This window comes from Methanosarcina spelaei (assembly GCF_002287235.1).
In the GTDB taxonomy this organism is placed as follows: Archaea; Halobacteriota; Methanosarcinia; order Methanosarcinales; family Methanosarcinaceae; genus Methanosarcina; species Methanosarcina spelaei.
The window spans coordinates 23,467-36,195 of the sequence record NZ_LMVP01000257.1; the positions used below are offsets into that span (position 1 = coordinate 23,467).

11 protein-coding genes are annotated in these 12,729 nt (G+C 39.6%); 5 read left to right on the plus strand and 6 right to left on the minus strand.

Going from position 1 to position 12,729, the window contains the following annotated elements; all coding sequences use genetic code 11:
* The first annotated feature begins 35 nt into the window (after window positions 1-35).
* The gene (gene uvrC, locus ASJ81_RS12435) at window positions 36-1,595 is read left to right on the plus strand and encodes an excinuclease ABC subunit UvrC (RefSeq protein ID WP_095644709.1); all 1,560 of its coding nucleotides are present in this window, start codon (window positions 36-38) and stop codon (window positions 1,593-1,595) included.
* Between the two features lie 263 nt (window positions 1,596-1,858).
* Complete coding sequence (gene uvrB, locus ASJ81_RS12445; protein WP_095644711.1) at window positions 1,859-3,871, plus strand: excinuclease ABC subunit UvrB; 2,013 nt, start codon at window positions 1,859-1,861, stop codon at window positions 3,869-3,871.
* Window positions 3,872-4,066: 195 nt separating this feature from the next.
* Here uvrB and ASJ81_RS12450 read toward each other — a convergent pair whose 3' ends face one another.
* Window positions 4,067-4,834: a class I SAM-dependent methyltransferase gene (locus ASJ81_RS12450; RefSeq protein WP_095644712.1), complete on the minus strand. Its 768-nt coding sequence runs from the start codon at window positions 4,832-4,834 to the stop codon at window positions 4,067-4,069.
* A 935-nt stretch (window positions 4,835-5,769) separates the two neighbouring features.
* On the opposite strand from ASJ81_RS12450, the gene ASJ81_RS12455 reads away from it, so the two are divergent.
* Entirely contained in the window at window positions 5,770-6,453 is a 684-nt protein-coding gene (locus ASJ81_RS12455; protein ID WP_095644713.1) for a hypothetical protein, read from the plus strand.
* 890 nt (window positions 6,454-7,343) lie between these two features.
* On the opposite strand, the gene ASJ81_RS12460 is transcribed toward ASJ81_RS12455, so the two are convergent.
* Both ASJ81_RS12460 and ASJ81_RS12465 read right to left on the minus strand, forming a co-directional pair.
* Complete coding sequence (locus tag ASJ81_RS12460; RefSeq protein WP_170943301.1) at window positions 7,344-7,787, minus strand: MarR family winged helix-turn-helix transcriptional regulator; 444 nt, start codon at window positions 7,785-7,787, stop codon at window positions 7,344-7,346.
* 56 nt (window positions 7,788-7,843) lie between these two features.
* The gene (locus ASJ81_RS12465; protein WP_095644715.1) at window positions 7,844-9,238 is read right to left on the minus strand and encodes an MFS transporter; all 1,395 of its coding nucleotides are present in this window, start codon (window positions 9,236-9,238) and stop codon (window positions 7,844-7,846) included.
* Window positions 9,239-9,617: 379 nt separating this feature from the next.
* Here ASJ81_RS12465 and ASJ81_RS24225 point away from each other — a divergent pair, with 379 nt between their 5' ends.
* A complete protein-coding gene (locus ASJ81_RS24225; RefSeq protein ID WP_275112556.1) occupies window positions 9,618-9,740 on the plus strand; it encodes a hypothetical protein in 123 nt (40 codons plus the stop codon).
* Complete coding sequence (locus ASJ81_RS22830; RefSeq protein ID WP_170943302.1) at window positions 9,737-9,910, plus strand: hypothetical protein; 174 nt, start codon at window positions 9,737-9,739, stop codon at window positions 9,908-9,910. Before ASJ81_RS24225 ends, ASJ81_RS22830 begins: the two co-directional genes overlap by 4 nt.
* Window positions 9,911-10,317: 407 nt before the next feature.
* On the opposite strand, the gene ASJ81_RS24230 is transcribed toward ASJ81_RS22830, so the two are convergent.
* The 3 genes from ASJ81_RS24230 to ASJ81_RS12480 form a co-directional block, all read right to left on the minus strand.
* Window positions 10,318-10,452 (minus strand): hypothetical protein, encoded by a 135-nt coding sequence (locus ASJ81_RS24230; RefSeq protein WP_275112557.1) that lies wholly within the window; start codon window positions 10,450-10,452, stop codon window positions 10,318-10,320.
* A 47-nt stretch (window positions 10,453-10,499) separates the two neighbouring features.
* Window positions 10,500-11,243 carry an alpha/beta hydrolase gene (locus tag ASJ81_RS12475; RefSeq protein WP_212556073.1) on the minus strand — a complete coding sequence of 248 codons (744 nt, stop codon included), beginning with the start codon at window positions 11,241-11,243 and terminating at the stop codon, window positions 10,500-10,502.
* 376 nt (window positions 11,244-11,619) lie between these two features.
* On the minus strand, window positions 11,620-12,381 hold the full coding sequence (locus ASJ81_RS12480) for an epoxyqueuosine reductase (RefSeq protein ID WP_095644718.1): 762 nt from the start codon (window positions 12,379-12,381) through the stop codon (window positions 11,620-11,622).
* Window positions 12,382-12,729 lie beyond the last annotated feature (348 nt).

Below are 12,729 nucleotides of genomic sequence, written 5' to 3' on the forward strand. Positions count from 1 at the left end.
TTTAAAGACTTGAAACTTGAACAAGAGGTTTAAAAATGATTGACCTGGAGGCTCTTCCTCACCTACCTGGCTGTTACCTTTTCAAGAATGAAGAGGGGACTGTGATTTACGTGGGCAAGGCAAAGGACCTCAAAAAGCGGGTAAGCAGCTACTTCCAGAAAAGAGATCACGACCCAAAAACAGCTAGCCTTATGGAAGCTGTAAGGGGCCTTGATTTTATTGTCACGAACACGGAAGTAGAGGCTTTCCTTCTGGAAAACACCCTTATTAAGAAACACTGGCCAAGGTACAATATTCTTCTAAAGGACTCAAAGCGATATGCCTGCATTCACTTAACAGAAGAAAAGTTTCCAAGGATCAGGCTTGCCCGGAAAAGGATAGACAGTGGAAATTTTTTTGGGCCGTTTGTCTCGGCAAAGGAAAGAGATTACATTTTTGAGGTTGTAAGAAAGACCTTTCAGCTCCGGACCTGCAAACAGATGCCGAAACGGGCCTGTCTCAGATACCATATAGCGGCATGTAGCGGGCCCTGCATAGGTGCAATTTCCACGGAAGACTATGCCGAGAAAGTTAAAAAAGCTGCTTCTGTTCTTAAAGGCAATATCAAAGAGCTCATAGAATCCATGGAAACAGAGATGAAGGAACTGGCATCAAGACAGCAATTCGAGCAAGCCATATCTCTAAGGGATGAGATTGCAGCCCTTGAATACCTTCAGGAAAAACAAAACATGGAGAGGCAGAAAAAGCATAACGAGGACATCCTGAACTATATTGTCAGGGATGATACAGTTTATCTCATGCTCTTCAAGGTTTACAAAGGCACGCTTGAGGATAAGCAGGACTATGTTTTTGCCTTCGGGGAAAATTTCCTGGAGGAATTCCTGGTGCAATATTATTCCGAGAACGAGCCGCCTGAAGAACTTATCCTGCCCGAATCGCTTGAAGAGTCATTTGTTGATTTCCTCTCTCATGTCAAGGGAACAAAAGTTAAAGTCACGGTTCCGAAACAGGGAGAGAAAAAAGAACTTCTCGACCTTGTTCTGAAAAATGTTGAGATTGGCTTTTTCGGAGACCGGAAAAAGCTTGAAGCCCTGCAGAGTAAATTATCCCTTCCAAAACTTCCTAATGTCATAGAATGTTTTGATATTTCCCATCTCTCAGGCACGGCTACGGTCGGTTCAATGGTTCAGTTCCGTGGGGGTAGACCCGATAAACACAATTATCGCCGCTTCAAGATCGAGAGCGTTGAAGGGATTGATGACTTCGCTTCCATTGCCGAGGTTGTACGCAGGCGTTATTCCCGCTTGATTGAGGACAAACACGACCTGCCTGACTTGATCATTATAGATGGAGGAAAAGGGCAGCTCTCTTCAGCTTTTCAGGAACTCAGGAAGCTCAAAATCAGGGTTCCTCTTATCTCGATAGCAAAAAGGGAAGAAGAAATCTATGTGCCTGGAATTAAGTCCCCTCTTCCCATCAAAAAAAATGAGAAAGCCTCACTTTTTGTCCAGGAAATCCGGGACGAAGCTCACAGGTTCGCAATTACCTACAACCGTTTGCTGAGGCAAAAATCAATGATTCCTAAAAATGATTGATCCAAAAATTCCAGAGTCAAAAAGATCGATTCTAAAAATCTCAATTGCAAAAAAATCCCAAATTGCAAAAATGTCAATTCCAAAAACGTCAATTTCAAAACGTCAATTCCAAAACGTCAATTCCAAAACGTCAATTCCAAAACGTCAATTCCAAAAATCCCATATTCCTGAAAATTGTTGACTCCTGAAAATCATTAATTGGTTACTGATACTGTTGATATATGTCCATCTTTAAATCTCCATAATTTTAAGGTCTTGATTCTATGAATTCTTCTGATCAAACATCACAGCCATCGTCTCAAAAAGTATTTGAAACACTACGAGATTCCCGATACTGGAACAGCCCTCAGTTCAAGCTGGTTTCCGATTTCGAACCCAAGGGTTCCCAGCCGCAGGCAATCGAAAAACTTGTGGAGGGGCTCAAAAAAGGGGAGCAACACCAGACCCTGCTTGGGGTAACAGGGTCAGGAAAAACCTATACTGTTGCAAACGTTATAAACCAGATCAAAAAACCGACCCTTGTTATTGCTCATAATAAAACCCTTGCCGCCCAACTTTATAATGAGTTCATGGAGTTCTTCCCTGAAAACAGGGTAGAGTATTTTGTTTCTTATTACGATTATTATCAGCCAGAGTCCTATCTTCCTACCAAGGACCAGTATATTGAAAAGGATGCCCAGATTAACCCGAAAATCGAGCAGATGCGTCTTGCTGCTACTGCTTCCCTGATGTCTCGCCATGATGTTATTGTAGTTGCATCCGTGTCCTGCATCTACGGTCTTGGCAATCCTGAAAATTTCCAGAAAATGGGGTTTGAATTAAAGGTGGGAGATAAGGTTCAGAGAAAAGAGATCCTGCAAAAACTTGTTGAAATCCTGTTCGAGCGGAATGATCTTGAGCTCATGCCAGGACGCTTCAGGGTAAAAGGGGACACAATTGACATTATTCCCGGATATTTTGATAATATTATCCGGATTGAACTATTCGGAGACGAGATAGACAGGATTTCCGAGGTGGACAAACAGGCCGGACAGAGAACAGAAGACATGGATTATTTCTTTGTTTATCCTGCCAGGCACTATGTAATTCCTGAGGAAGAGCAGAAAAGTGCAATCCAGTCCATTTTCAAAGAGCTCGAAGAACACCTTCCTGAGCTTGGGCTTCTTGAATCTCACAGGTTGAAGCAGCGCACGCTTTATGATATGGAAATGATTCAGGAAACCGGTAGCTGTAAAGGTATTGAAAATTATTCGCGGCACTTTGACCACAGACAACCAGGAGAACAGCCCTTCTGCCTGCTTGACTATTTCCCTGAGGATTTTCTGCTTGTCATTGATGAGAGCCACCAGACTATCCCGCAGCTTCACGGCATGTACAATGGGGACCGCTCAAGAAAGAAGAGCCTTGTAGATTATGGGTTCAGGCTTCCGAGTGCCTACGATAACAGGCCTCTGAAGTTCGATGAATTCGAGAAATACATGAAAAACGTGATTTTTGTTTCGGCAACTCCGGCAGACTATGAACGCGAGCATTCAGCCCAGATTGTGGAACAGATCATCCGCCCTACAGGGCTTGTTGACCCTGAGATTGAAATTCGTCCCCTCGAAGGACAGGTCAGGGATGTTATGCAGGAGATCAGGAAAATTGTGGAAAGGGGAGACCGCGCCCTTGTGACTACCCTGACAAAGAAGCTTGCGGAAGAACTTACCGAATACCTTGCCAGAAACGAAATCAAAGCTCGCTACCTGCATTCGGACATTAAAACCATAGAACGGACCGAAATAATTCGCGAACTTCGCCTTGGAAAATTCGATGTCCTTGTAGGGATTAACCTGCTCAGGGAAGGTCTCGATATTCCGGAAGTAGGTTTCATTGGCATCCTGGATGCGGATAAGGAAGGTTTCCTGAGAAACTCAAAAAGCCTGATTCAGATCATAGGCCGTGCTGCACGGAACGCCAGCTCGAAGGTTGTCCTGTATGCCGACAATATGACCGATTCCATCAAAAGTGCCGTTAATGAGACAGAGCGCCGCCGCTCCATGCAGATTGCCTATAATACGGAACACGGAATCGTTCCGACAACTATCAGGAAACCCATTAGAGAAAAAGTCGTGGATATCACCGACACCAAACACATCCCTAAAACCGATATTCCCAATATGATTATCGAACTGGAAACCGAAATGAGGGAAGCTGCCGACAGGCTGGACTTCGAACGGGCAATCCAGGTAAGGGAAATGATGAAGAAGCTGGAAAAAGAGATAAAAGTAGTCTGAGAGGAGAGTGACTTGAGGGGAAAAATAGCTTAAAAGGAAAGTAGATTGAGGGGATTTTACTAAATGTTGCATCGAAAGTAAAAACAGATTTTGCACAAAAATTGCTCAAGTCATTAGAGTTTAGTTAAGCCATCCAATGGCAGCTAAGCAGTTTCTGGTCTGGTATACGAAGTGGCAGCGTAAACCGTTATTATTTTACATCTTTTTCCCAATATAAAATACATATCCATAGTACTGTTTGTATTTTGAATACAAGTCTGCCTCACGCCTCATAAATGCAATCATATCCTCAACGGTTTTATTTCCCGCATGTTTTTTCAAGAATTCCTCTTGCCTTGCTTTTTGCGGAATAAAATAATTGTCTATCCAACAATTTTCAGGTAGCGTAAATGCGGCAACAGGAATATAACCTGTTTTTTGCATGATGGAAATATTATGCCCTATTGTGCCAATTTCAGGAACTGCGTCCAACCACCACTTCTCAATTTCAGTGGGGCGTTTATCGGTAAACCATGACTCATATGTTACGGCAATATAACCATCTTTTTTGAGGAAGCTTTTCCAGTGATTCAAGCCTTTTTCAAAACCTATATTGGCAATAGCCCCCTCAGACCATATAAGATCAAATTCGTCATTCTGAAACGGCAAATTATCCATTGAACCGACAATGCCTTTTACCCTGTTCTGCAAACCAAGTTTTCCGGCTGTTGCATTAAGTTTATCAATCGAGCCGGCGTAAAGGTCGAGGGCGGTGATGGTTGCTTCTGTATTTTGTGCCAGAACTATTGTTTGAAAGCCTGTGCCGCAGCCTAAATCGGCAATTTTTGTTTTGTTTGAAAGATTTCCGATAAAACTTAATGCCCTGATGGTTTCTTCGGGGCTGCCGGGTCCCTGCCGTTCAAGCTCTGTGAAAAATTCATTGATGAGGTCAAAATCAAATTCGTGGATTGTTATTTCTTCCATTGTCATGCTCCTTATCTTCTAATCATACCTTTGGCTTTTTCTGCCTTAAAGATTTTTGCTAATTTTTTACGATTTTATTTGACAGATGATTCTCTTTCTCTTGATGGTTATTTTTATGATTTTTGACCAAATTCTTGGTATAAAATTCGACAGATAGCATGAATCTCAGATAAAATATAGACATTATCTAAAAAAGTCAGGTGCCAAAAGTGATAAAATATGGCTAAAATCTCTATAAATTTACCTTATAGTGATTGTGAAGCTGGAAAATCAGAGTTAATTTTACAAAATTTATGAACACTGTCAATTGATTATTGACAAAAAAATTGAAGCTTGTCAGTAAATTTATTTTATACCGTCAAACTAAGGTTTTATAGGATTATATGATAAATTACCAATAGAAAGTACTTTTTCAAGTCATAGTGCTTTTATGCTAAAAAATGGGATTATTCTCCGGTTTTCTATTGAATATTTAGTAGATGGTTAGATGAAGGGCTGCAGTAAGAAAATCATATTTCTGCAATTCAATATATTATTTTTGCCTTTGTGCGCTAATTTTCCGGGAATGAAGTGGATTAACTTTCCTAATTGTGATGATTCACACTAATTTTGGATTAAAACCGGATTTTTTGCACCACAACTTCAAAAATATATATTAACATAAATTTAGAAAGATAAATAACAAATTATTAATATTCATATTTTAATACAATATAGGAAGTTACTTTTTAAAAATACTGGGACAAAATACCCTGGAGTTCTGGCAGTATGCCGATTTTCTGTAAAATCATACATTTAAAAAGTTAATGAGTCAAAATTCTATATCGTAAATTTATTTCCATCGCCGTGTACGAAAATTTAATTTAAAATTTACAGCAAATTCGTGATACTGTCAAACTTTATAAGATTGAACTATAAATTCGGGAATGTATAGGATGAAAGGACAAATCAAAAACACATTGGTTATTTTGCTTGCAATCTTATTTGCATTGACACTATCAGGTGCAATAGCAGGTGCTGATCCTGTTTCAACTGCTGACGACGTTGCGCCACAAAATTTTTCTCCAGTCTGGAGCAAGTGGGAAGATCTGGGTGGCGAACTTACTGACGGTGTAGCTGTCTCTTCCTGGGCACCCGGTCGGTTGGACTGTTTCTCAGTTGGAACTGATCGGACACTGCAGCATAAATCGTTTGATGGCTCCTGGCATGACTGGGAAGATCTGGGCGGTGAACTGTACTCTGCCCCTGCAGCCGTTTCGTCCGATTCACGTCGTATCGATGTTTTCGCTTTAGGTAAAGACAAATCTATGCAGCATAAGTCATTTAATGACACCTGGTATGACTGGGAAAGTCTAGGTGGAGAATTTACTGACGGTGTAGCTACCTCCTCCTGGGCACCTTATCGGTTGGATTGTTTCGCAGTTGGAGGGGATTATAATGCACTGAAGCATAAATGGTATGACGGTTCCTGGCATGAATGGATCTGTAGAGGCGGAGAATTGTATTCTGCTCCTGCAGCCGTCTCGTGGGAGTCACAACGTATCGATATTTTCGCTATAGGTGAAAATAAAACTATGCAGCATAAGTGGTATCATCTGCAACTCAATCAATCGAATTAATTATAGTAACTATTCAGCTATCCAAACGTATTAGTTACAGTAACTATTCAGCCTATCCAAACATGTCTATGGATATTGATTTTAGTGAAAGCGAGGAATCCAAGAAATAACCTGCGGAAAAGGAAGAAATGCAGTCAATTGCCAACAAATTAAGAAAATCAATTTACAGAAATTTGTTGATTGAATTTTAATAAAGATGGTTATAGATTCTGTTTCACATAGGCTGAATAGTTATATTATATATTTCATTATGATTCTAATATCCAAATTTGATATCTAAAATCAACTGAATATAATACTCAACTGAATATAATACTCAACTGAATATAATACTCAACTGAATATAATATGAGCACTTAGTTTTATTTACCAGAGTAAATATGTTATAATGCTCAAATGAACAGGGTTTACAGGTAGATAGCTCTTAATCAGGTCAATTAGACTATTCTTATTGTTTTGTAAATGGGGGATTCCTGAGACTCTTCAAGAAGCATGAGTTCCTGCCTGGACTGCGAATTATTGACTGAGTAAATAATGCATTTTCCTTTTTTACGATAAATCTGTGACAACAAAACCTTATCGGAAAGACTGGATATACGGTTTTCAAGCCCACTATCAGCAGTAAATTTTCAGATTTCATGATTTCCGGCTATTGATTTTCAATTTATAATGGATTTATTGAGCTTTTATGCAGGTAGTAAAAGAACTGTATGGTACATTTAGGGGCCAAAAACTATATTATACAATTTTCGCTAGTGCCACTTAGTTTTTGGAAAAGGTGCTGCTCATGTTCAGGGTCCGAGTTCGGATTAGTTCTCTTAACGAGAATTATTTTGTTCCCGTTCCCAGATTTTTTCTGATGAAATATTATCAACTCCACTCAAATCTGGTTAACCATCAAAATTATGGACGACTATTTTTAAAAGCTCTAAAAACAGTTTTTTCTGTTCCGCTGTCATTCCTTGTACAATTCTATTCTCTGTCTCACTAAAAACCGAATTAAACGTAGCGATCAACTCTCTCCCTTTTAAGGTAAGAGATAATTCTTTAGCTCTATCATCAGATGCACTCCTTATTCTCTCAATAAATCCTTTTTTTTCAAGTCCACGCAATAAGTTTGAAACTGAAGCGCCAGTAATACCCATATACGACTCAATATCTTTTTGATAAACAGTAATTCCTTCTTCTTGTTTTTCACCAATAAAACCAACAACTCTTGCTTGTTGATTAGTTATATCATACTGCGTCAGGTTACTATCGACCTGCATCATAATTTTATAAACTGAATTTCTTAAATAAAAATGATAAGGATATTTATGATCATCTGTTGTCATTTCTAACCTCCATAATGAAAAATCTATGGTCATGTTTTGTTAATAAGTGTTTTTCGTTAATGTTGTGCTTCACCTCTTTTTTGAGGGAGAAAACGTACAATTGCGAAACATGCTGCCATCGCCACAATAATTAATATCAAACTTAGCAGCATCGAATAAACAAATCCTTCCGACTTGGTTGATAAAAAAAATACAGAAGTTACAGCTGCAATTCCTATACCTCCCGATAATTGCTGGACAGCACTCAAAGAACCGCTGGCGCTACCAGCTTCATCTGGAGAAATATCGCCAATGGCGAAATCAAATAATGTTCCAATACAAAAGCCCATACCAAATCCAATTATAAAGATTGATGGAAAAAGGCTCCATAGAGTAATCGTAACTGCTTGATTAACTAAAACGTAGAAGAGAAACAACCCCACAGCTGTTGTAAAAAGCCCAATCGAAATGACTTCTCTTCCTAACTTATTGATAAGCTTAGGCACTATTATTGATGATATGATCACTCCAATTGCTAAAGGGCTCATTTCAAGAGAAGCTTCAAATGGAGATGCTCCCAAGCCTAATTGTAGGAAAATAGAAATTATATAATTAAGACCGCTTACAACAGCAAAATATACTAAACCAAGAGTAAGCCCGGCTGTGAAACCTCGATTTTTTAATAACGAAGGTTTGATTAAGGGATGTGTTTCCGTCGTTTGTCGCCAAGCAAAAAGACAAAGGAATAATGCGCCCATTCCAATCGAAAACAGGGAAATTGCACTCCAACCATTATTCGAACCCTCAATTAATCCATACAGTAAAAAGAACATCAAACCTCCGAGAAATCCTGATCCAAGAAAATCTAAATTAATGGAACGATCTCCGTTATTCTTTGGAAGAACTTGGTATGCGATGATAAAACCTATAACTCCGAGAAAAACATTAATCAGAAATATTGAACGCCAGCCTGTATGTAAAATATCTGCTTTAATCAAGAAACCAGCAAAAATTGGACCAAGCACTATAGATATACTTATAACAGGTCCAAAAAAAGCGAAAGCTTTAGTAAGCATGTCACGTGGAAAATTTTCAACCATTATTGCCATACCTTGAGGGATCATCATCGCTCCAAATGCTCCCTGAGCAAGTCTGGAAATGATGATCATCATTGGATTAATAGAAAGACCACAACTCAAAGAAGAAACTGTGAAACCTGCCATGCCTATTAAGAAAAGTTTCCGCTGTCCATACTTGTCACCCAACCGTCCTCCGATAATTAAAAATACTCCCATTGCGAGCGCGTAGGCTGCTCCTAGCCATTGCATTAGCATTTGGCCGCCATGTAGTGTTTGTGAGATTGAAGGGGCCGCGATATTAGTCACCGTTGAATCTAACATATCCATAACATCAGCAACCAATATAACAGCAAGAATTATCCAAAGTATTTTATTTCCATTGTTTTTATCCATTGTTAGTCACCTAATAGTTAGGTATCTAACATTTAGATATTTAATATTTCCGATCGCTAGATGTTTTTATATATCCTACCAAAAATGTGTATTAAGAAATCCAAAGGTAATCATATTACATCTGACTCAGGAAAAGCCTTGGCTCAGAGGAATACAGAGCCAACATACGAGGCTATTTTGAGAGGTACAGGTTTCCACGGTAGACTTTTCGTGATTATTAATTCTACACTTTTGTTTCCAGTCCAATTATATTATTCCTTTTTAACTCTCTTCTATCAACTTATCCAAAGTTTCTTGATTGCGTTTTTCAACCAATATTACATAAAGGTGCCGCAGTATTAATGAGTTTGATTAAAAATTAGCAATGTGAAGTGATAAAATGGAACAAAAATACAGTCCGGTTGAAAACTATTTTGCAAAGAAGAAGAAATTCTTTGGTGATGGCGATAGTAATGCTAAAAAGGCTTTTTTCCTGCTTGAAGGTATTGCAATAAGGTCATGACAAGTGCAGAGAAATATTATGCTGAAAAAGGTGAGGACAATAGTCTTCAGGATAAGGTGAGTAGATTGTTCACACAAAGAATGACATACAGGATCTATATCCTGGTTTCAAATGCCTGTGACGAAATGGCAGTAAATGCAATGTGCAACTGTTTAGGGACGAAGGGGTAGAGCACAAACAACTAATGGTTCAGTCTGATTACTACCTGCAAAATGATAAAAAAGTTAAAATGCCAGTAGAAGACGTAAACACTGCATTTTCACTGGGCTTATGGCAAAAATAGGGGTAATGATCAGCAGCATTTTGTTTTGATGGGCAGTCATGATGCTCCCCATTCCATTACCAGTGCCGGCGGATGTATATAAATTCACAAGTAAGGGTTTGTTTATCGCCTGCGAGAACCTATCGGCCATCGCGACAACCGATGCTTCCTGCAGGCCAATTACATATCAAATATTTTTCTGAATATACGTTGGAAACGGCTGTTCAGTAGATCCTAGGTTTCCGAAAATAAGTCACCTTAGTTCTCCCAGTGACAAGGGTCCCTACTTGATTCCGAGCGAGACGTCATGAGACGTCATAATAGTGTTGTAGCCCCTGTGTAGTGGCTAAAAATTGCACCTTTGCAGGGACCGAGGAAACGCTTGCAGCATTTGGCGAGATTGTCTGGAACAATTCCATCACAAAACGGTTTTGTGGCTGTGATAGTCATTTTTTTACCTTCCTTTACTTTTCCAGAGCCAGAATATTGCTTTTTTATTATTTGACGGTCGCAACGCACTTTCTATCCCGAGCATGCGATGCAGCTTCTTCGATCAGAGCTGCAACTTCCTTCGGCCTGGAGATGTAGACCGAGTGGCTGGCACCTGGGACTTCGACAGTCTGGCTGTTACCCCGTGCAGCATACCACCTTTCAAGGTCGGGGTTGATTGTTCTGTCTTTTGTCGGCACCAACATCCAGCTCGGTTTACTTCTCCATGCAGGTGTGGTAATGGCTGTTTTAAAATTGGCATCGGCGATCAGCACCTGCGAACGCGCCATGAAAGCGGCTTGCTCTGCAGGTAGGTCGGCTGCGAAATACTCATGAAACTGCGCGGGGTCAAGGTAGTCAAAACCATCTACTGTCTTTTTTATAGCGGTAGACTTACTAAGATCACTTGGGAAGAGCTTTCCGTCAATAGCCTCACTCTCTCCAGCATCTGGCATATGAGCCGCAATATATACCAAACCGACAACCGACGGATCATTTCCTGCTTCCGTAATTACGGACCCTCCATAGCTGTGACCGACAAGAATGCACGGTCCGTCTTGTAGAGCAAGGACGTGCTTCGTAGCGTTGACATCTTCCTGGAATGAAGTCTCGGGCTCCTGGACGATGCTGACGTTGTAGCCATCCCTGACAAGAATGTCATAAACTCCTTTCCAGCCGGAACCATCTACCCAGGCGCCATGAACCAGAACAATATTCTTGACGTGATGATCTTCGTTCTGCGCAGCGTGCACACAGCAGGTCAACAGCAACAATATGATGCATAGATACTGAACGTGGCGCTTGATATTGTTTATCATACTGATTACCTTCCTTTCGTCTTTTATGAGTCAATCTGTGACTTTTAAATTGCCGAAGTTAACACTAATTACGCTTGCAATTGACTGTAATCAATCAAAAACTCAGAAAAAAAGTCCCGATTTCAGAGATTTTATGTAGATATTAATATTTAAATAATATAATACATAATGAACTTTAAATAAGGAACAAACATTAATTGAATTAAGGTGCCAAAATTAATAACATAACTTCAGAAGTCGAAAAATCGTATAGTGTTGCTTATTTTACCAAAAGTTTGTCGTAATAGTGTTACAATAATTAAGACATAACCTATAATTTTCCGCCATAAGATCTAACATGCTTCCAGGCTTTATGGTGATTGGCAAAAAGATTTTCATCTACGTATATTGAATTATTTTCCCTATTATATACTACTCTATCATTTCCTACTGGACACACCTTGATACATATACCACACGGTGAAATGTGACGCTTGTTTAATTCAGCGCTATAAGAGGAACAGGCTTTTTTATCTGTCAATCCGCTGGGATAATTTTCCTTATTAAGAGCGTTTGATGGACACATTTTTACACAACGCATACAGCGAGTGCAAAGTTCAGTCTCCAATATCGGATCCGGAGGAAGCTCGGCTGTGGACAGAATTGAACCAAAGCGGACTCTGGGGCCATATTGAGGCGTAATAATAGTGTTATTTACCCCAAAAGTGCCCAATCCAGCGAGTAAAGCAGCATGTCTATGAGAAAAGAAGGCAATGGGATTTTCCAGGAGTACCTGAATGCTTCCGTACCCATCTCTAGGTATGAAAATAGACGGGTATCCTCTCTCGGTCAGGAAGTTAGCAAGTCTATATGTGTACTGATCCAGTAAGGTGTTTACAGTATTGTACAATTCGCGGTAGTATAAAGAGGGGGAAGTTTCCAACACCGGTAGGGGTACCGGCAATCCGATAACTATCACTGATTTTGCTTCAGGATATATTGACTGAGGATAGAATTCTTCAGGCATCCACGGTAAAAAAGGAGGGTTATTCCATCTCTCAACACCGGCAACCCCAACCACGGGTATATCCATACTTTCGCATTTCTGCAGGAGGGCTTTTTTCAGATTTTCAGTCGTAGATTCATCCCTTCTTTATAATTCATTGTTGTTACAGGGAGATATTTTCACCTATTTATTTGAACGTTTTCACTGAGCCTATCCCAAAACCTTGAATTTTGAATAATCACTCTAATTTTTAATATGAAAATTGTATGATATATTTGGGAATGATATTGGTTTTGGGATGAGCTCACTAATTAATACATCCAGGACTTCCCAAAAAGAAGAAATGGATTTAATTAACTTCAGTACTTCGCTAAAAAATCTCTTCCTCATGTATTCTCCCCATCGATTTACCTAAGACACTCCACCATTAACCTA